Source organism: Ochrobactrum chromiisoli (genome assembly GCF_026241335.1).
Lineage (GTDB): Bacteria > Pseudomonadota > Alphaproteobacteria > Rhizobiales > Rhizobiaceae > Brucella > Brucella chromiisoli.
In genome coordinates, this window is record NZ_JAPHAV010000018.1 from 21,133 (window position 1) to 41,857 (window position 20,725).

The window sequence follows — 20,725 nt, forward strand, 5'->3', positions numbered from 1 at the left end:
TGATTATTGCACAAAATTCCGGGAGGAGACTTCATGCTCAATATTGCAGTGCTCGGCGTCGGCCGCATTGGACGGATGCACGCCGAAAATATCGCAGCGCATCCGCGCGCCGGATTGGCAGGCGTTTTTGACCTGCATGTCCCGGCTGCGCAGGAAATAGCTCAGAAATTCGGCGTTCCGTTGTTCGATTCGGCTGAGGCGATCTTCGCCTCCGACGCCGTCGACGCCGTGCTGATCGCCACGTCCACGGCCACCCACGCGGACCTTATCGAGCAGGCCGTCGCCGCTGGCAAGCCTGTCCTGTGCGAAAAGCCGATCGACCTGTCGCTCACCCGCGTCAACGCCTGTGCGAAAGCGATCTCGGGCAGCAAACTGCCGATCATGCTCGGTTTCGTGCGCCGGTTCGACAGCGGCCACCGCGCAGTGCGCCAGGCCATCGAAAATGGCCAGATCGGCGACGTACATCAGGTCTTCATCACCTCGCGCGATCCCGGCATGGCTCCCGCGGCCTATATCGAGGTGTCGGGCGGCATCTTCCGCGACATGACTATCCACGATTTCGATATGGCGCGCTTTATTCTGGGTGAGGAAATCGAGGAGGTCTTCGCTACCGGTTCGAGGCTGGTTGATCCAGCTTTGATGGAAAACTGCAATGATTACGATACGGTCACGGTGTTGCTGAAAACCGCGTCCGGCAGGCAGTGCATTATCAATAATTCTCGCCAAGCCGTTTACGGATACGACCAGCGCGTCGAGGCGTTCGGCAGCGGCGGCATGGCGATTTCGGAAAACCGCACCCTCACCAAACTCAGCCTATACGGCGCGGAATTCACCGACCGCAAGCCGGCACTGATGAACTTCTTCATCGACCGCTACGCCGAAGCCTTCGCCGCCGAGATCAGCGCCTTTGTCGACGCCGTCGAACAGGGCAGTCAACCGGAAGTCAGCTTCGAGGACGGCAGGCAGGCACTCATTCTGGCCGAAGCGGCGATCCGCTCTCTGACCGAAGGACGCACCATTCCCACCCGCGATATTGGATAGATCATGTATACGAATTTTGGACTCTTCATTGGCGGCCATTGGTCGAAAGGTTCGGCCTTGGGAGAGGTCGTTTCGCCAGTCACCGAAAAGCCGCTCGGCTCCGTGCCGCTGGCGTCGCTCGAAGATACCCGCAGAGCGCTCGACGCCGCCACCGCGGGTTTGCAGCCGTTGCGCGCAATGGGCGGCTTCGCGCGAGCCGACGCGCTGCACAAGGCCGCCGACGAAATGATCAGCCGCACGGACGAAGCCGTGCGAATGATAACCGCCGAAACCGGTAAACCAGCGGCGCAGGCGGGACGCGAATGGGGCCTCGCCTGCGACCAGTTCCGCTGGTATGCGGAGGAGGCACGGCGCATCTATGGCCGTATCGTCGACAGCCGCGTGGCGGGCGGGCGCTTCGAGGTCACGCATGAACCGCTCGGCGTCGTCGGCGCCTTCACCGCCTGGAACTTTCCGGCGGCGCTGCCGGCGCGAAAGCTCGCGCCAGCGCTCGCCGCCGGGTGTTCCGTCGTGCTGCGTCCCTCGTCGCAGACGCCGGGCGTCGCCATGGTCATGGTGGATTGCCTGCGTACGGCGGGCCTGCCTGACGGCGCTTTTAATCTGGTGGTCGGCGACACGGGCTCGACCTATGCGCCGATCATGGCGGACAACCGCGTACGTAAAGTGTCGCTGACGGGCTCGACCCGCATCGGCCAGCAGATGATCCGTGACGCCGCGGATACGGTCAAAAAAGTCTCGATGGAGCTCGGCGGCAACGCGCCGCTGATCGTCTATGACGACGCCGATCTGGAAACGGCGCTCGATCTCGCCGTGCCAACCAAATTCGCCAACTGCGGGCAGGTATGCGTCACGCCGGACCGCTTCTTCATTCATGAGAGCCTGCATGACACCTTCGTCGAAGGCTTCATCGAACGGACAAAGAAGATCCGGCTCGGCGACGGACTCGATCCCGAAACCGGCATGGGGCCGCTAATCAACGCCAACCGGCTCGCGGAAATCGATGCCATCGTCGCGAGCGCTATCGCCGCCGGGGCGACGCTCGCCCATGGTGGCAAGCGCCCGGCCCAGTTCAACGCCGGATATTTTTTCGAACCGACGGTTCTCACCGACGTGACCGATGACATGAAAGTATTCGCGGAGGAAAATTTCGGCCCCATCGCCGCAATCACCCGCTTCAAGAGCGAAGAAGAGGCGTTGGCCCGTGCCAACGCGTCCTATATGGGCTTATCGGCCTACGCCTTCACCCGCTCGCCGGATCGCGCCCGGCGCACCGTTGCCGCGCTCAAGGCGGGCATGGTCGGGATCAACAGCTTCGCGCTCGCCGCTTCTGAAGCGCCCTTCGGGGGGACCAATCATTCCGGCATGGGGCGCGAAGGGGGATTGGAGGGGATACAGGACTATCTCGATACCAAACTAGCGCAGATCGTGTTCTGAGGAGGCCGCATGTTCACCAACAGGCTCAAAAAACTCTGGTCCGAGGGCCAGCCAGCCATGAATGGCTGGCTTTCCATCGGCAATCCTTTCACCGCCGAAATCATGGCGGCGCAGGGCTATGATTCCATCACCATCGACATGCAGCATGGTGCGCTCGATTATAATTCGGCGTTGCCGATGCTGCAGGCCATGCGCGCTTCGGGCGTCACGGTCATGGCGCGCGCGCCATGGCGCGAGCCCGGCGTCATTATGAAGGCGCTCGACGCCGGGGCGCAGGGGATCATCTGCCCGATGATCAATTCGGCAGCGGAAGCTGCGGAATTCGTCAGCTATATGCGCTATCCGCCGAAGGGCCAGCGCAGTTTCGGCCCCACCCGTGCCGCCTTCGCCTATGGAAGCTATGGCGTGGCTGCCAATGACGAGGTCGTGGCGCTCGCCATGATCGAAACCCGCGAGGGCGTAGACAATCTAGAGGAGATCGCCGCGACGCCGGGCCTCGATGGCATCTACGTAGGCCCCGCCGATCTGACACTCGGCACGCAGGAAGGTCGTCTGCCGCCCGGTTTCGATCGGGAGGAGCCGGAAATGATTAAACTAATCCAGTATATTGTCGCCGTCTGCAGAAAGAATGATATCCGCGCCTGCCTGCATTGCGGAACGGCCGAATATGCCGCCCGCGCAGTAGAATGGGGTTTCGATCTCACCACCGTCTCCGGCGACACGCGCCTGCTCGCCGCCGCCGCTGCCGCCTCCGTCGCGAGATGGCGCGAACTAACCGGCGCGACCCTCACAAAGGCGACGGAAGGAGCCTATTGATGCCGCATCTTCTGGTGGCGGGAAAACTTCACCCGTCCGGCGAGGCGCTGCTAGAGCAGTTGAAAAGCCGGGATTTCACCGTCGATTACGTCGAGGAAGTGTCGGAAGCCTCCTATGCGCCACTGATCGCCAGGGCGGATGCAATGGTGCTGCGCACGCAGCCGCTTTCCGCTGCGACCATCGCGCGGGCCGAGCATCTCAAGGTGGTGTCGCGCCACGGCGTTGGCTATGACGCCGTCGATCTTGGGGCGCTGAATGCGCGCGGCATCGCACTCACCATCGTCGGCGACGTCAATTCGGTGTCGGTCGCCGAACACGCAATGATGCAGCTTCTGGCCGGGGCCAAACGGGCGCTCCGCGCTGACCGCGCCGTGCGCGAGCCAGGCCAGTGGGACTGGCGCAACAAGCTGCAACAGCGGGAAATATCCGGCAAGAACCTGCTTATCCTCGGCTATGGCCGCATCGGGCGGCATCTGGCCCGCATGGCTTCTGGCTTCGGAATGCAAGTTCGCGCCTGCGATCCCCTGCTCGAAAAGGCTGGTTGGCCGGAAGGCGCGGTAACGCCGGTTTCGCTCGATGAGGGACTGGGCTGGGCAGACTGCATTTCGGTCCACATCCCCAGAAGTGACACGCCGGCTATCGGCGCCGCGGAAATCGCGAAAATGAAACCCGGCGTCATCCTCGCCAATACAGCGCGCGGAGGTGTGGTGTGCGAAAAGGCGCTCGCGGACGCGCTCGCATCCGGACAAGTCGGGGCTGCGGGCGTCGACGTGTTCGAAGAGGAGCCGCCCGTTGACGGATCGCCACTGTTCTTCCATGACGCAGTCCTTCTCTCTCCCCATATCGCCGGCCTCACCGCCGAGTGCGGGGAGCGAATGGCGATCGCATCGATCGAAAATGCGGTCAATTTTCTGGCGGGAACCATCGAGCCGCATCTGATCGTCAATCAGGAGTTCGCCCATGCGTGACAAGCCGAAACTGCGCGTTGGCCTGATCGGCACCGGCTTTATGGGCAAGGCCCATGTGTTCGGCTTCGCGTCCGCCCAGAAGGTTTTTGACCTTCCCTATCGGATCGAATTGCATACAGTGGCCGATATCACCCCTGAGGCAGCAGAACGCGCGGCAACGGATTTCGGCTTCGATCACTCGACCGCCGACTGGCGTGACCTGGTCGCCAACCCCGAAATCGATCTGATCGACATCACCGCGCCCAATGCACTGCACAAGGAAATGGCGCTGACCGCCATCGCTGCGGGCAAGCACGTCTATTGCGAAAAACCGCTCGCGCCACTGGCAGCGGATGCGCGGGAAATGGCCGAGGCTGCGACAGCCAAAGGAATTAAGACCCAAGTCGGGTTCAACTATCTCTGCAATCCCATGATGCGTCTAGCGCGTGATATGATTGCCGCCGGCGAACTGGGGGAAATTCGCGGCTATCGCGGCCTGCACGCCGAGGATTATATGGCAAACGCAACGGGTACCTTCACCTTCAGGCACGATCCCGCCGGCGGTGGCGCGCTTGCGGATATCGGCAGCCATGCGCTGGCGACAGCCGAATTTCTGATCGGCCCGATCAGTGACGTCATGGGCGACTGCATCACCATGATCGCGGAACGCCCCGACGGGAAAGGCGGGGTGCGCAAAGTCGAGGTGGACGACGTGGGCCGCGCGTTCCTGCGCTTCGCCAGCGGCGCGCAGGGCTCGATTGAGGGCAACTGGATCGCTACCGGCCGCAAAATGCAGCACGATTTCGAGATTTATGGCGAAAAAGGCGCGCTCGCCTTCACCCAGGAACGCTTCAACGAACTACATTTCTATTCGACACAAGATGTCGCCGGCCGCCGGGGTTTTCGACGGATCGAGGCGGCGCCGGATCATGCGCCTTACGGCCGTTTCTGCGTCGCGCCCGGCCACCAGCTCGGCTTCAATGATCTCAAGGCCATCGAGATCGAAGGCTTTTTACGCGCCATTGCGGGCGAAATTCCCGAGCCATTCGGCTTCACCGCTGGCCTGCGCATCCAGACGCTAGTGGAGACAATCCAGCAATCTTCGAAGGCGGGGCGATGGATGAAGTTACCACGCTAATTGCTTCCCAAGGCGCAACGATCGCCTTCCTGGCGCCCGGATAGTAGAGCCGGGCGCCTTTTTGTTCCTTGCGGTTATGCCACACTTGGCTTGCTGCAATATTTATTGCACAATGACGCAACGGAGAATTGTATGGGTTCAGCGAACATTCCGAGCAATTATGAAGAACTGATCAAGCTCATTCACGAGCAGCATGATCAGATGAGCAAGACCTATCAGCGCATCTCCGTATTCCTGACGCAAAATCCGAACGACGTCGCTGTCCAGTCGGTCAACGCCATCGCGGAACGATGCGGGATTCATGCGTCCAGCTTTGTGCGTTTTGCCCAGTCACTCGGTTACAAGGGCTTCAAGGAACTGCAGGTTCTATTCCAGCAAAGGTTGGCCACAGCAGCACCGGGATTCGAAGCCCGCGTCAGGGCACTGGAAACTGAATTGCGACAGAGCAGCGACCATTCGGAAATAAGCCTGCTCCGTGAACTGGTTGTGCGCGATATCGCCTCCCTGCAGGAATTGCTGGAGGATATTTCACAGGAATATCTGACCTATGCCGCCGACGCTCTGTTCAAGGCGGATACAATCTATCTGCTCGGACAGCTACGCTCTGAGCCTGTCGTTGAGCTTTTGCGCTATGTCCTGACAATGCTTGGCAAGCGCTGCGTTCTGCTCAGTTCCTCCGGTGGGCTCGCCACGCATATGGCTAGGACGATGCGCAACAACGATGTGCTGGTGGCAGTGTCGTTCCGCTCTTACGCCAATGAAGTCGTGAACATCGTCGAGGAAGCGGGTGCCAAGGGAATAGAGATCGTTGCGATCACAGACAGCACGCTTTCGCCGCTGGCAAAATCCGCCCGGGTGCTCTTTGCTGTTCCCGAACATGACTACACATTTTCTCGCTCGCTCGCTGCACCCATGTGTCTGGCGCAAGCTCTGGTCGTTGCCGTGGCAGCGCGGGTACAGCATGATCATTCGGCCCCTCGAATTCCTACCGTAACAGGTGCCGACGCACGAAAATGAATGCGGAAATGAAAACGTCCGGTGCACGTGGCACCGGACGTAAAACTGTGAGGTTGACCGTCATCAGTATGGGGAATCCGGGAAGTAGAACTCCGCAGCATTCTCCTTCGTGATGAGCGGGCTGCCAAGCACATAGCGACCGGTAATTGGTGCCTGCGTAGCGTACTTCATGGTCGTCAATTCAATTGCCGGGATGATCAGCGTCGGCGGATAGAAAATGTCTGCGTCCACATGGTCGGAGCCATCCATTACCATCTTCACGACCTTGTTCATGCCAGAGCCGCCAAGCACTGCGACATTTTTCCTGCCAGATTGCTTGATCGCCTCCATTGCACCTAAAGCTGCATCGTCATCTCCCGCCCAAACGCCGTCGATCTGGGGGAAGCGCTGCAGCATGTCCTGCATCACTTCGAAACTCTTGTCGGGGTTCCAGTTCCCATACTGCATATCAAGAACCTCGATCTTCGTTCCTTTCAGGACGTCGTTGAACGCTTCGATGCGAATATTGTCGATGGCCGTCGGAATACCGCGCAAAACCACGATTTTTGCGCCGTCAGGGAATTTTCCCTTGAAGTATTCGGCGGCTACCTTGCCATATTCGGGATTGTCGCCACCCACGTAGAGGTTCTCTATACCCGGTTCTGAAAGCCCGCGATCGACGACGGTAACGAAAACGCCTTTCTGCTTAATGGTCTTGACGGGCTCGGTGAGAGGATCCGATTCCATGGGCAAAACGACGAGCGCCTTGATCCCGCGCGCCATCATGTCCTCTATATCGTTGACCTGCTGCGTGGCACTCGATGATGTCGTCAGCACGAAGTCGACATTTGGAAACGCCTTCTTCATCGCATCAATCGTGCGTTTTGTATGGTAGTTCAATCCCCCGGTCCAGCCATGCGTGGCGGCCGGGATCGACACACCGATCAGCGTGTCCGCAGCATGTACGGGCATGGCCCAGCCTGCGATCGCGATACTGACTGCGGCAAAATATGTCCTTATTCTTCCTCGCATGTTTCGTCTCCTCCTGTGATCGATAGTTCATGGATGCGGCACTGCCGATGTCCCAACTCAATCGGGCGCTCTGTTCCGTTGCAAAAGCACGGCGATGATGATGATGACGCCTTGAAAGGCTCCGTTGAGATATGGACTAACAACGCCCGTCAGATTGAGGATATTGGCAATAAAACCCAGGATCAGCACACCGACGATGGTGCCCCAAATGCGCCCATAACCGCCCGCTAGCGCCGTACCGCCGATGATGACCGAAGCGATTGCCTCAAGCTCCCACATCAGACCCGTCGAAGGTGTGGCCGATCCAAGACGCGGCACGTAGATAACCGTGGCAATGGCGACGCAAATTCCCTGGATCACATAAGTGGCGATGCGCACCCCATCGACCGGAATGGCTGAAAACCGCGCGACATTGCGATTGGAACCGATGGCCGCGGTGTGGCGACCGAAACGCGTTTTCCACAAAACGAGTTCGGCAGCGATCGCGATCACGATTAGCACGATCACGGGGATAGGGATTCCCAGTACGGCATCGTAGTAAATCGGGCGCACGGCATCGCGCAGCGAAAAATTCAGTGAGATCGCGCCACCGTCGGAAAGCCAGGTCACGAGCGCGCGAAAGATGCCCATTGTACCAAGCGTGACAATGAAAGCCTCGACACGACCCTTGACGACCATGGCTCCATTAAGGAAGCCCGCCGAACCACCGAGAAGCAAGGAAACCGCGATCCCGGCAATCACCACAAACCAGCCTGTGTCGGACCAGTCCGCCAAGGCGTTCATCGCCATGATGGTAAGACCAGCGATTAGCGCCGACAGCGAACCGACCGAAAGATCAAGGCCCCCAGCAGTTATCACAAAGGTCGCACCGATGGCGATGATGCCTATGATCGCGCTGCGGGTGAAGACATTGGTCAGGTTTTCGTAGGTGAGGAAACTATCACTCATCAGAAGGCCGATCAGCATCAACAGTACAAGTGCCAGCAACGGTCCCGTAGAAGTGAGTATCCTCGACAGAGCCGCGCGGTTCTCCGCAGCTGCACCGGTCGTTTCAGCGGTTCGATCAGACATGCTGCATTTCCTCCTGCAACCCCATCGCGAAGCGAATGATCGCCTGCTCACTAATTTCGCCGTTTCGCAGTTCGCCGGTGATACGGCCTTGACGCATGACGAGAACCCGATCCGCGAGCCCCACTATCTCCTGCATCTCGGAGGAAATGACGACGACGCCTTTTCCTGCCTCCGCGAGACGAGCAATGACTTCATAGATCTGCTGTTTGGCCCCTATATCGACGCCGCGCGTAGGTTCATCGAAAACCACAATCTCGGGCTCGATCGCCAGCGTCTTCGCGATCAGGACCTTTTGCTGGTTGCCACCGCTCAAGGCGCCGACCATCCCGTCGAGACGGGTACCGCGGATATCGTAAGCGCGCACCGCTTCCTGAAAGCCGCGCCGTTCGGCTGCCGCATCGATCCAGCCCGGCCCGGCAAGTGCGCCCTTCACAAGTGCCACATTCTGCGCAATGGACTGGGTGAGCAGCAGGCCTTTGCCCTTTCGGTCTTCGGTCAGATAGGCGAGCCCCAACCGCCAGGCGTCACGTGCATTCGGCAGGGCCCGATCCCGGCCACATACCCGGAAATGTTGGCAAGAGGCAGGTCGCAGGCCGAACAGCGCCTCGAAAAGCTCGGTCCTGCCCGACCCGACGAGACCGGATAGTCCGAGAATTTCGCCGCGCCTTATCGCGAGTGATACATTGCTCACCGCACCTGGAGAAGTGAGGTTGCAGACCTCCATCAGCACGTCTCCATCACGGGCCGAGCGTCGTGCCGGATATATTTCCGAAAGCGGGCGGCCCACCATGGCTTCGGCCATGTCTTTCTGCGAAATCTGGGGGACGTCTTCCACGCGCACGATCCGTCCGTCGCGCAGCACAGCGACACGGTCGGCGATCTCCTCGACCTCGTCGAGACGATGTGACGTGAAGATCACCGCTCCGCCTCCTTCCGTGAAAGCACGAATACGCTCGAAAAGCCTTGCAGCTTCCATTGCCGAAAGAACAGCTGTCGGTTCATCCATAAGAATGATTTTCGGACGGCGGGCGAAAGCCTTGGCCAATTCGATCATCTGCCAGTCGGAAACGGGAAGGTCGCGAAGACGCGCCTTCGGCGAAGCCGATGAACCGAGTTCCGCGAGCATCCGCGCGGCCTCCGCCTCGCTCGCACGGCGGTCGATGAAAGGACCACGGACGATCTCACGCCCGAGAAAGACATTTTCCGCCACGCTGAGATGGGGAGCCAGGCAGAATTCCTGATGAACCATGACGATGCCGGCCTGTTCGGCCGCAACCAATGTGGCGGGTGCCGGCGCACCGTCGAACGTTATCCTTCCCGTGCTAGGCGCCATCAGACCTGCCGCGATGCGCATCAGCGTGGATTTTCCCGCGCCGTTCTCGCCGACGAGTGCCACCACCTGCCCTTTGTCCACATCAAGGTCGATGCTCTGAAGCACCGGGATGCCAGCAAACGTCTTGGCAACCTTCTCGAATGAGAGGAGAGCCATGGTCAGCACAAACGCGTGGCAGAAAACGACACGCTATGACTAGCGCGCCAGAGGCCGCATATCCGTGGCTTTGTAGGTAGCCTCACTTCATGCATTGCAGTCCCTCCCAACAATAATGCAATACTAATTGCAGAATAAATAATATGTCAATAAAAGCTTCTATCCCTGGCTGGACTTTGCGACTAGTCCGACAATTTTGACGCTCGGTATCTATGCCGAGAGCCCCGCAACAGGGTATCCAGGCCGTTATGGTCCCGGGAATGTATCAAAATGACGTCGGGGAACACGAAAGCCCTGCGGTATCAGGACCGCAGGGCTGTTCATTGAATACGAATGGTTGGCATCAATTCTTCGCGCTACGGGCCTTTTGCCGATAGACATCCACAATGACCGCAGTGACGATTATAAGGCCTTTGATGATTTCCTGATAATAGGCGTCAACGCGAAGAAATGTGAAACCCGAAAGCATCAGTCCCAGGATGACGGTTCCGATCACAGTTCCAAAAATCCGCCCACGTCCGCCTGAAAGGGAAGTTCCACCGATAACTGCGGCTGCGATGGCGTCAAGTTCGTACATCATACCCATCCCTGCCTGTGCTGTCTCGGCCCGGGCAGCGGTAACGATACCCGCCAATCCGGAAAGAAGCCCCGCTATAGCATAGACCTTGATGATATGGGTCTGAACGTTGATGCCGGACACACGGGCGGCCTGCGCATTTGCTCCGATCGCATAAGTGAACTTGCCATAGCGGGTGTAGCGCAACGCAATATGGAAGATAATCGCCACCACGAGAAATATGGCGACGGGCCACGCGCCGCTGCCGATGGCCGCAAAGCTATCCGTCGGAAACGAAATCGGCTGACCCTTCGTATACCATTTCGCAATGCCCCTGGCGGTGACCATCATGCCAAGCGTGGCGATAAATGGAGGAATCCCGGTGCGTGCGATCAGGACACCATTGATGATTCCCGCAAGTAGACCAAGGCCAAGGCCGATCGCCAGCGGTACGATGACCGGCAGGTCCGTCAAGGCTGGATATATTGCGCGGGAATAGCTGCCTGCCTGAGCGAAACTCATTGCAATCATGGCGGTCATGGCGACCACAGAACCCGAACTGAGGTCAATGCCGCCCGTAATGATGACCTGTGTCACCCCAACAGCGATGATACCGACGACCGAGACCTGCAATATCATAATTGTCAAACGTTGTGGATTCATCAGGAAGCTTTGCCCCTGAAAAATCCAGCCAAGAATCTCAAAGACCAACGCCACGCCGATCAGAACGCTTAGAATGTTCACTTCCTGCGGCAGTTTGCGCTTTTGCTCCCCAACCGGCTCGATTTTCATACTATCCATTGTTTCCTCTTCACCGAGCTGCCAGTTCCATTATCTTCACCTGATCGGCGTCGGCACGATCAAGAATGCCGGTCATATGGCCCTCGTGCATGACCAGTATCCGGTCCGACATGCCCAGCACTTCGGGCAGTTCGGACGAAATCATGATGACAGCGACACCTCGTTGCGCCAGTTGCGATATCAGCCGGTGGATTTCCGCCTTGGCGCCCACATCGATGCCGCGCGTGGGTTCGTCAAGGATGAGAATTTCAGGCTGGGTCATTAGCCAGCGTGCGATCAGAACCTTCTGTTGATTACCGCCCGAAAGATTTTCGATCCGCTCGTCGAGGTTGGGTGTTTTCACCCGCAGCGTCTTGCGCATTTCCTCACATTGAAGTGTCAGCCCCCGCTCATCGACAAACCCGGCGTGGGCATAGTTTTCCTGCAATGCGGCAATCTGCATATTCTCAAGAATAGAAAGAGGCAGGAAACAGCCGGTTTCCTTTCGGTCCTCCGTCAATAATGCCATGCCTTCCCGCATCGCATCCGAGGGTGCCCGAATATCAGTTTCTCTTCCGTTGATGCGAATACTACCCGAGGTCGCGGGTGTTACGCCGAACAGGGCTTCGGCTACGTTCGAACGGCCAGAACCGACAAGCCCGGCGACACCGAGAATCTCACCGCGCCGCAAATCGAAACTGATATCGTGAAACACACCACGAAGGGTAAGACCGTTTACCGACAATATAACGTCGCCGATCTCGGCCTTCTCTTTGGGAAACATGTTGGTTATTTCGCGCCCCACCATCATACGGATGATGTCGTCGCGCGTTACATCGGAACTGGCATGAGTGCCTACATAGGAACCGTCACGGAACACCGAAAATTCGTCCGCGATCTCAAAAAGCTCGTTCATCTTATGGGTGATGTAAACAATCCCGATCCCCCGGGAGCGCAGATCGCGGATGATGTCGAACAAATGTTCCACCTCGGTTTCGGTCAATGCGGAAGTCGGTTCATCCATGATCAGGACGCCGGATTCGTAGCTGACGGCCTTGGCGATTTCGACCATTTGTCGTTGGGCGATCGTCAACGTGTGAACATCTGCCAGAGGATCGATGTCGATTTTTAACTGTTTGAATAGTGTCCTCGTTCGGTCCGCCATTTCAGCGTGATCGATAAGCCCGATTGAATTCGTTGGCTCGCGCCTGATCCAGATATTCTCGGCCACGGTCATGAAATTCATGAGAGCGAGCTCCTGATGGATCATGGCGATGCCACGTTCCAAAGCATCTCGGGGACTTTTCAGGCTGATATACTCACCGCGAAGGCGTATTTGACCTTCGTCCGGCGTGTAAACGCCTGCAATGATCTTCATAAGGGTCGATTTGCCCGCGCCGTTCTCGCCCATCAGCGCGTGAACCGTTCCCGGGCGCAAGCGGAACTGCACATTGTCAAGGGCGACGACGCCCGGAAACTCCTTGCGTATTCCCTCAACTTCAAGAAGATAGTCGCCTTGTTGCGCCTTGAATTGTTCAACTGCCTGCATCGTCGTCGTGGAAATCATTTGCTCAATCCCCAATGCGCTGCCGAGCAAATCGTTTGTTTTGCCCCATGGGATTGGCGCCGGGCATTCCGGCGCCGCTCGTTTTCAGTTTTTGGATTTGTACTGCGCGAGATTCTCTGGCGTCACGAGTTCGAACGGAACGACCACCTTTTGCTCGAACAGCTGCCCGCGCGCGATTTTCAGGACCGTGTCCAGCGCACCTTCACCCTGCCCTTTGGCCGATTGATAAACTGTAACGTCGAGATCGCCGGCTTCCATTGCGCCCAAAGCGTCCTGCGTAGCATCGACACCACCGACGATGACGCCCTTCATGTCAACGCCAGCAGACTTCATCGCCTGGATGGCACCGAGCGCCATTTCGTCGTTGTTCGAGATCACGGCGGCGGGCTTCATACCGGACGTTATCCAGTTGGTCATGAGATCGATAGCAGGCGTTCGCATCCAGTTCGCCGATTGTGAATCGAGCACCTTTATGTCCTTGCATGCATCGGATTTGAGAACTTCCTCTGTTGCTTTCGTGCGGCCTCGCTGTCCAGTAGTGCCGAGTTGGCCCATAAGAATGACGGCATCGCCTTTTCCACCGAGTAAACGGCATATTTCCGTGGCTTCGAGCCGTCCCGCCTGCTCCTCATCGGAACCAACCCATGCCTGTTTTTCAGGGAATTCATCCATATTTGCAGGCAGCATATTCACGAATACGAGAGGTACCCCTGCTCTTTCGGCAATCTTCGACATTGCCCGGCCCGAATCCGCATCAACGAGCATCGTAATAATGCCGTCGACACCTGATGCCGCGAAGTTTTCGATCTGGGACTGCTGGCGCGCTATATCGCCCTGCGCATCCTCCATCTGCACTTCGACGCCGACTTCGCCGGCGTGACGCTGAATGTTGTGGCGCAGGACGGTCAAAAAATTGTCGTCGAATAACGACATCGCAACACCGATCTTTTCGGCATGAGCCTGCCCTGCTAGTACCGCGCAAAACGCGGCCGCAAACGTAATCTTCCTAATCATGCTGTTCGCTCCTCCTCAGCGTCTATCGGGGACGCCTCCCTGATCTTTCGACGCCACCGCCTGTCTGGAGGCAATGCGGCGCCATCGTCCGGCCGCTTGGTTCGTGCGGTCGGAACGTTCAGTCGTCATCATTCGAAAGCGAATGAGAAAGCCTTACCCATCATGGCGGTTTGAATATCCGCCATTTCTACCGACAACGGGCAACCTCCTGCTCCCGATAGCATCATAGCCACGGTAAAATAACATTTCAACAAAAATTGCAGAAATTATTTCTTGCAATATCTGTTCTCGATGCGATATCCAGCTGACAAACCCCAGCCATCGCAAATCAGGAACTGAAATGTCTCCTTGGGGCTGGCCGATGGGCGCGAATGGGCCATCTCCAGCTACGCGGGCACTTATGTGACACGAGCGGTTTCGCTCGACCATAAAATCCTTCTAGGATTTCGCCACCGGACGGCTGCGCATACGTGTCACTGTTTCCCGCTCGGCGCGTCGACAGATTTGGGGTGGTAGCCCGCGCAGGATAAGTTCCGTATCGGCGAGGACGAGCCTGCCGATCTCCAGAAAGCTCTCTCGCATACCGCCACTGCGATGACTGGACAGGACCACACCGTCGAGTTGTCGAAGAGGTGCGTCCCCCGGTAGTGGCTCGACGGGATAAACATCTATTCCCGCCCGTACATGTCTGCTTCGGACCGCACACTCCAGCGCGTCGAAATCGATGATCCCGGCCCGGCTCATGACCAGAACCACCGAACCACGCGGCATCAACGACAACTCACGCTCACCGATAAAACCCTGGTTCTCGCTGGTGGCACTCGCAAAGAGAAACACGACCTGCGATTGCCGGAACAGATCATCGAGCGAGGATGGAATACAATCCTGTTCAATGATCCGTCGTTCGGCAAGCCACGGATCGAAAACCCGCACTTGGCAGCGAAAGGGCACCAGCATTTCGCGCAGGCGCCGGCCAAGATCGCCCAAGCCCACAATACCCACCCGCGCGTCAGTTAAAAGGAAGCTGTCGACATTGCTCGCCACCCCCCATTTTTCCGATCGTGTTCGAAACGCTTGGTGCGTTGCCGTGATCTCGCGACACAAATCCAGGGCCATGCCGAGCGCCGTCTCCGCGACCGATGTTGCATAGACCGGGCTGGTGTTGAGCACATGGACGCCGTGGTCCAAACACCAAGTATAGTCGATATTGGGAAGGAAATTGCCTTCGACGTTGAATATGGCCCGCAGGCTGGTCATCTGCGCCAGGCGTTCCGCCGGCAGATCGATCTGCCCGATGCAGATCGTCGCTTCCACCAGGGCGGCGTCGAGGTCCGGTTTCGAAAGGCGACGCCCATCCGCATGCACTCGAACGGTTCCCAACTGCGCAAACCTCGCCATAACGTCCGGCTCGAAGATCATGTCGAGTGTGCGCGGCTCGGGATCCGCGATCAGGATGACGGGTTTACCGGAATTTGTGGCGGTCATAATCTGCAATCCACCCATTCGCCGGTCGCATTGGACTGGACCGCAGCCTGAACGAACCTGACTCCCTTTGCACCGTCGATAACATCGGGATAGGCAAGCAGCTCTTCGGGAAGCGTCCTGCCAGAGCGACGCGCATCGATCGCGACCGCAAACTCCGTATAGAGATTGGCCCAGGCGTCGGTCAACGCCTCGGGATGACCGCGCGGCATGCGCACGAAGCGTGCGGCGGCGGGATACATGCCCGCGCTATAACCTCGACTGATGATCTGCGTCGGGGAATCCAGCGGCGTAAACAGAAGGTGTTCTGGATTCTCCTGGTTCCACTCGAGTCCAGCCAGGCTACCGAACACCCTGAGCCGCAAGCCGCATTGCGTTCCTGCTGCCGCCTGCGACACCATCAATGTGCCGGGCAACCCGCCTTCGAAACGCAAGTGCATGAAGGCGGTGTCCTCAAGCGATTTCGGCGCGCCGGCGACATGGAAAAACGCCCGCACCTGTTCGAGCTCCTTGCTGGTGGCGAAGCACGCGAGATGCATGGCATGCGTACCGATGTCGCCTACTGTGAACGCCGCACCTACCTTCGCTGGGTCGAGACGCCAGGGACACTCGCCATCCTGGTCCGTCAGGTTGACTGCCCATTCCTGAAAATATTCGACATGTATCTGGCGAACATCCCCCAGCATGCCGTCGCGGATCATCTCGCGTGCCTGCCGCACCATGGCATGGGCGGCATAGGCGTAGGTGACGCCGAAAACAAGCCCGGTGGTCTGCTGGCGACGTACGAGCTCGAGCGCGTCATCGAGGTTGGTCGTCAACGGCTTGTCAGAAATGACGTCGATCCCGGCGTCCAGAAATGCCGACGCAACAGCGTGATGTAAATGGTTCGGAGTAGCGATTACCACGGCGTCGATGCCGTCGGAGCGTTCGGCTTCGCCCTGCGCCATCTGCCCAAAACCGCTGTAGATGCGATCATCATCGAGCATCCATGCGCGACCGGAGCGGCGTGCGCGTTCCGGGTCGGAGGAAAGGGCACCCGCGACTATGTGCCACCGATTGGACAATCGCGCGCCGTTGGCATGAACGTTGCCTATTAATGCACCTTCGCCGCCGCCGACGAAGCCGAGCCTGAGCAGGCGTGAAGGTGGTGGAAAACCTGAAAAGGATGCGTTTACAGCCATCGGACAAATTCTTCTCATCTGGAGAAATGTGGTCCCGCTCGGTGGCGGGACCGTGCCACCGTCACTTGTATTGCTCGGCATTTTCCTTGGTGACCAGAACGGTGCCAGGATCGGTCACCATCGGCACATCCTTGCCGGCCTTCATGTCCACGAGCGCCTGGATGCCGAGGCCTGCCATTTTCTGCGGCGCCTGCGCGACGGATGCGGTAAGCTCACCTGCAAGAATAGAGTTCGCCGCGTCCGGGTTGGCGTCGTAGCCCACGACCAGAACGTCTTTCAGCTTAGCGGCGGCCTTCAAAGCCTCCACGGCACCGAGCGCCATATTATCGTTTGAACCGAAAACGCCCTTGATGTTTGGATTGCCGGTCAGGATGGTTTCGGTTACCGACTGCGCCTTGGCACGATCCCAGTCAGCTGGTTGTGCGGCGACGATCTTCATACCGCAACCTTCGAGCGCTTCTTTGGCTCCGTTATAACGATCGGCACCGTTCGTCGTGGTCATGACACCCTGCAGGATGGCAACCTCGGAACCAGGTTGCAGTTGCTTGCACATGAATTCGCCGCCGAGCTTGCCGCCCTCCAGATTGTTGGTCCCGATGAACGGCACATCCTTGTTCGTACCGGCTCCATCAACGAAAACTACCTTGACGCCGGCTTCTTTCGCTTGGTCTACGACTGGCGCAAGAGCGGCAGGATCGGTCGGCGCGATGGCGATGCCCGCCACCTTTTGTGCAATCAGGTCTTCGACCTGGCCGATCTGCGCCTGAACATCCGTTTCGCTTGGCGGAGATACCACAACCACATCGACACCTAGTTCCTTGCCCTTCGCTTTAGCCCCTTCCTCAAAAGCGGCCCAGTATGGATTGCCAGCGGCTGGCCCTTTCATGGTGACCACATATGTGTCGGCGGCCTGGGCCGTTACGATCATGGCGGCGAAAGCGACGCCGGAAAGAAGAATTCTATTCATTTCGGTTTCCTCCCATAATTTGAACGTCTCGCTGGAGTTTTTTCACCGGGCGTGCCGAGACAAAAGCATCCGGGATCTTGGGCGTTCAGCGCCGGACAGAGGCGTGCTTGCGCAAAACGTCGATGTAGACAGCAATGATGATGACAAAACCAATCAGGATCATCTGCCAGAAGGCGCTGACATTGTTGATGTTGAGACCATTGCGGAGCAGGCCCATGATAAGCACCCCGGCCAACACTCCGAGAACGGTTCCCCGTCCGCCGAAGAAGGAAGCGCCGCCGATGATAACCGCCGCGATAGCATCCAACTCGATGCCGATACCGGCATTGGGAAAGCCGCTGCCGCTTCGACCAACGAGCAAAAGGCCGGCAAGTCCTGCGAAGAAGCCGCAGATCATGTAGACCAGAACCAGAATTCTATCGACATTGACGCCCGATACGCGCGCAGCCTGCGGATTGCCGCCGATCGCGTAGATATGACGTCCGGTTGAAGTGTAGTTGAGGAACAACCAGACAAGTACGGCGCTGACGAGCACGACGACGAGACTGACCGGCAACCCGGCTGGCGGCGCGAACAGTCCCAGGTCCCAATAGGCGATACCGAGATAACGAACTTCCGGTTGAAGCCCGGAAACAGGTGCTCCGCCGGTCAGCAGATACGTCAGTCCGCGTGCGATATTGAGCGTGCCCAAGGTCATGATGAAAGGATGCGGAAGTCTTAGCTTCGTCAGTCCGGCGCCGTTAATATAGCCGACCGCCAGTCCCACTACAGGTCCGACCAGCAAACAGATCGGCCATGGCACGCCCGCCTGGGCAGCCATGGCAATGCAGACCATCGCCAGTGCCATGGTCGAACCTACGGAAAGATCAATACCACCGGTTATGATCACCAGCAGCATGCCGAGCGCGAGCAATGCTAGCGAGGCGTTCTGCTTGAGGATATTGGAGAGGTTTTCCGCAGACAGGAAGACACCGGGCTTGATGATAGCCAGAGCCGTCATCATGACGATGACGACCACGACAATGCCGTAAGTTTCGAGAAATTTTGAAAATTTTGGATTGTGCAGCACTTTATTTCACCCGATCGTGAGCCAATTCATCGGCATGGTCCTTTGCGCCCATGATCCAACCGATAACTTCGTTACGGTTCGTCTCTGAAAGCTTGGCCTCGGCGAAGTTGGTCCCATGAAAGAGGGCGATCACACGATCGCAGCAGTAGAAAATGTCGTCCATGCGATGCGAAATGATGATAACCGCGACCCCATGTTCCTTGAGTGAGCGTATCAGATCGAGCACCTTTCCAACTTCCTTGATCGCCAGTGCAGCCGTCGGCTCATCCATGATAACTAGCTTGGCATCAAAGGCGGTAGCACGTGCAATCGCAACAGCCTGACGCTGGCCACCACTCAAATTCTCAGTATTCTGATCGATAGATTTGACGCTGATCTTCAGTTTTTCCAGGTGCACCTGCGCCATGAGACGGGCTTTGGCGTGATCGACAATCCGTAACGGCCCGAATTTACGGCCCGGTTCTCGGCCTAGATAGATATTCTCGTAGATCGGCATATTTCCGGCCAGCGCGAAGTCCTGATAGACCATCTCGATACCGTGCAGGCGGGCGTCCTTCGGACCCGAAAAGCGCACCGGAACGCCTTGGAAAATGAGTTCTCCTTCGCTGGGCGCGTAAAGACCAGACAGGATCTTCATCAACGTAGACTTGCCAGCCCCGTTATCGCCAACAACACCCAGTACTTCGCCTGGATCAACATGAAAATTTACGTCTCGCAACGCAGTAATCGCCCCGAAATACTTGGAAACGCCCCTTGCTTCCAGAAGGGGGGGCTGGGACTGCAATATACCTGTCTTCTTCACGCTCTCCTCCCAATTCGCGACGACATCCCAACATGCAATACAGCAAAAATTTCTTACTTTTATATTTTGCAATATTTGTTGCACACAGTGGGTTGTCTGTCAATCGGGATGACTAACCGCTGCCAGATAAGGGATGACCCGTAGAGAGCTTTAAAGGATTTTCTTTCGTCGTGGATTCTGCGTTTCGAGTTGTTCCACCTAACCGTGAAACTGCTGCGCATTCGCTATCGAAGCTTGGAAGATTGACCAGCTCAACCGGAATTGAAAACGGTGGTGCTGACCCAAATTAGGTCAACAAATCCACATAGGACTCGCGGCTGAATGAATCTCTTTCGAAGCAAATGCGAAGCTTGATTACGCGCAACCAAAATAGAATTAATCAGGAACGAAATATCGACACTTCGCTGATGAACCGGCGATGAAACTTCCTCTCGCTTGAACGAGTTTTCTTCCTTCCATTCAAACCAAATTGATTTGATAATCAATGTCTCTAATTGGACCAAGCTTCGAAGAAGTCTCTGATATAGTCGATTGGCATTACCATTAATTCAGATTCCTAAAACCTATTAGTGAAATGCAATCGCTCGGCAAGTGCTTATCGCAGGCATGGCAAGCAGCATTGACAAATGCGACATGCACGCCCCATCCAGATTGCCATTCAAGAAGCGAACTATCGTTACAGCATAGACCGCTACGCCTTGATGGGAACTGGACGCACGACCCGTAATTCAGTTGACACCAAGGCACTGAAAATACGTGATAACGTCCTGTATCCCATATAGGACCAGCCAAATGGACGACGTAGCTGCAGTCCAAAAAATGCCGCCCTTTCCATCAAGAGGTTTGCTGATCGCTTCTGCGAACATGTTGACATATCGTCGGCAGCTTGGATGGCGTCGGGGATAGGCGAAGCGCTCCGGTATCTCATCATACCCAAGGGTGACGCCAAAGAAGAGCCGCAGCGCGCAGACCGTCTGGTTCAAGGCCGGCCATGACAGACCCGTCGATACCAGATGCACCTGAAAGGCGCGCACGTGTTCCAGTCCAAGTCGGTCTGGCGATCGCCCGAATTAGCGCGAGAACTTCGTCACCGCATGCGATTAGGATCGCTGCGTCGCCGGCGACAGGTTCCGGATCGTCATGTCCTCGATCATCCGCCGGCGTAGAGGGCTCATCTCACTCATGGTAATCTCCCGTTCAAAGGTTGGCCAAAGCAGCCAATCCTTCAAACCAGAGCCACGCCATGCAAATCAGACAGATCATCAGACGCCCCAATTGCCGCGAAAGCGGCTTCGTTCAATCCACTTTGTCAACAGGACCTAGTCTGAGGCCTAAGTGCAGAA

General features: G+C 57.5%; 17 protein-coding genes and 1 pseudogene. 6 read left to right on the forward strand and 12 right to left on the reverse strand.

Going from position 1 to position 20,725, the window contains the following annotated elements; translation table 11 throughout:
- Positions 1–33 precede the first annotated feature (33 nt).
- The 6 genes from iolG to OPR82_RS20260 all read left to right on the forward strand — a co-directional run bounded on the left by iolG (position 34) and on the right by OPR82_RS20260 (position 6,393).
- Complete coding sequence (gene iolG, locus OPR82_RS20235; protein ID WP_265986703.1) at positions 34–1,041, forward strand: inositol 2-dehydrogenase; 1,008 nt, start codon at positions 34–36, stop codon at positions 1,039–1,041.
- Between the two features lie 3 nt (positions 1,042–1,044).
- Positions 1,045–2,475 (forward strand): NAD-dependent succinate-semialdehyde dehydrogenase, encoded by a 1,431-nt coding sequence (locus tag OPR82_RS20240; protein WP_265986704.1) that lies wholly within the window; start codon positions 1,045–1,047, stop codon positions 2,473–2,475.
- 9 nt (positions 2,476–2,484) lie between these two features.
- Positions 2,485–3,291: an HpcH/HpaI aldolase family protein gene (locus OPR82_RS20245; protein ID WP_265986705.1), complete on the forward strand. Its 807-nt coding sequence runs from the start codon at positions 2,485–2,487 to the stop codon at positions 3,289–3,291.
- The gene (locus OPR82_RS20250; protein ID WP_265986706.1) at positions 3,291–4,259 is read left to right on the forward strand and encodes a hydroxyacid dehydrogenase; all 969 of its coding nucleotides are present in this window, start codon (positions 3,291–3,293) and stop codon (positions 4,257–4,259) included. The genes OPR82_RS20245 and OPR82_RS20250 overlap by 1 nt, the downstream gene beginning before the upstream one ends.
- On the forward strand, positions 4,252–5,376 hold the full coding sequence (locus tag OPR82_RS20255) for a Gfo/Idh/MocA family protein (RefSeq protein WP_265986707.1): 1,125 nt from the start codon (positions 4,252–4,254) through the stop codon (positions 5,374–5,376). The genes OPR82_RS20250 and OPR82_RS20255 overlap by 8 nt, the downstream gene beginning before the upstream one ends.
- A 132-nt stretch (positions 5,377–5,508) precedes the next feature.
- Complete coding sequence (locus OPR82_RS20260) at positions 5,509–6,393, forward strand: MurR/RpiR family transcriptional regulator (protein WP_265986708.1); 885 nt, start codon at positions 5,509–5,511, stop codon at positions 6,391–6,393.
- A 63-nt stretch (positions 6,394–6,456) separates the two neighbouring features.
- Here the strand turns inward: OPR82_RS20260 and OPR82_RS20265 are convergent, their stop codons facing one another.
- From OPR82_RS20265 to OPR82_RS20320, 12 genes and pseudogenes are all read right to left on the reverse strand, one after another.
- Positions 6,457–7,404, reverse strand: a complete 948-nt coding sequence (locus tag OPR82_RS20265; RefSeq protein WP_265986710.1) for a substrate-binding domain-containing protein — start codon at positions 7,402–7,404, stop codon at positions 6,457–6,459.
- A 57-nt stretch (positions 7,405–7,461) separates the two neighbouring features.
- Positions 7,462–8,475 carry an ABC transporter permease gene (locus tag OPR82_RS20270; protein WP_265986712.1) on the reverse strand — a complete coding sequence of 338 codons (1,014 nt, stop codon included), beginning with the start codon at positions 8,473–8,475 and terminating at the stop codon, positions 7,462–7,464.
- Positions 8,468–9,964: a sugar ABC transporter ATP-binding protein gene (locus OPR82_RS20275; RefSeq protein WP_265986713.1), complete on the reverse strand. Its 1,497-nt coding sequence runs from the start codon at positions 9,962–9,964 to the stop codon at positions 8,468–8,470. Before OPR82_RS20275 ends, OPR82_RS20270 begins: the two co-directional genes overlap by 8 nt.
- A 343-nt stretch (positions 9,965–10,307) precedes the next feature.
- Complete coding sequence (locus tag OPR82_RS20280; protein WP_376786641.1) at positions 10,308–11,312, reverse strand: ABC transporter permease; 1,005 nt, start codon at positions 11,310–11,312, stop codon at positions 10,308–10,310.
- Between the two features lie 19 nt (positions 11,313–11,331).
- On the reverse strand, positions 11,332–12,867 hold the full coding sequence (locus OPR82_RS20285; RefSeq protein WP_094515326.1) for a sugar ABC transporter ATP-binding protein: 1,536 nt from the start codon (positions 12,865–12,867) through the stop codon (positions 11,332–11,334).
- A gap of 84 nt (positions 12,868–12,951) precedes the next feature.
- A complete protein-coding gene (locus OPR82_RS20290; protein WP_407673285.1) occupies positions 12,952–13,878 on the reverse strand; it encodes a substrate-binding domain-containing protein in 927 nt (308 codons plus the stop codon).
- A 441-nt stretch (positions 13,879–14,319) separates the two neighbouring features.
- Positions 14,320–15,366, reverse strand: a complete 1,047-nt coding sequence (locus tag OPR82_RS20295) for a hydroxyacid dehydrogenase (RefSeq protein WP_265986718.1) — start codon at positions 15,364–15,366, stop codon at positions 14,320–14,322.
- Positions 15,363–16,544 carry a Gfo/Idh/MocA family protein gene (locus tag OPR82_RS20300; protein ID WP_265986720.1) on the reverse strand — a complete coding sequence of 394 codons (1,182 nt, stop codon included), beginning with the start codon at positions 16,542–16,544 and terminating at the stop codon, positions 15,363–15,365. Before OPR82_RS20300 ends, OPR82_RS20295 begins: the two co-directional genes overlap by 4 nt.
- 61 nt (positions 16,545–16,605) lie before the next feature.
- The gene (locus tag OPR82_RS20305) at positions 16,606–17,511 is read right to left on the reverse strand and encodes a sugar ABC transporter substrate-binding protein (protein ID WP_265986722.1); all 906 of its coding nucleotides are present in this window, start codon (positions 17,509–17,511) and stop codon (positions 16,606–16,608) included.
- Between the two features lie 85 nt (positions 17,512–17,596).
- The gene (locus OPR82_RS20310; protein ID WP_094515331.1) at positions 17,597–18,580 is read right to left on the reverse strand and encodes an ABC transporter permease; all 984 of its coding nucleotides are present in this window, start codon (positions 18,578–18,580) and stop codon (positions 17,597–17,599) included.
- A 1-nt stretch (position 18,581) separates the two neighbouring features.
- The gene (locus OPR82_RS20315; RefSeq protein WP_265986724.1) at positions 18,582–19,382 is read right to left on the reverse strand and encodes an ATP-binding cassette domain-containing protein; all 801 of its coding nucleotides are present in this window, start codon (positions 19,380–19,382) and stop codon (positions 18,582–18,584) included.
- An 873-nt stretch (positions 19,383–20,255) separates the two neighbouring features.
- Positions 20,256–20,566: pseudogene (locus OPR82_RS20320) on the reverse strand (phage integrase N-terminal SAM-like domain-containing protein); the annotation flags it as partial.
- Positions 20,567–20,725 lie beyond the last annotated feature (159 nt).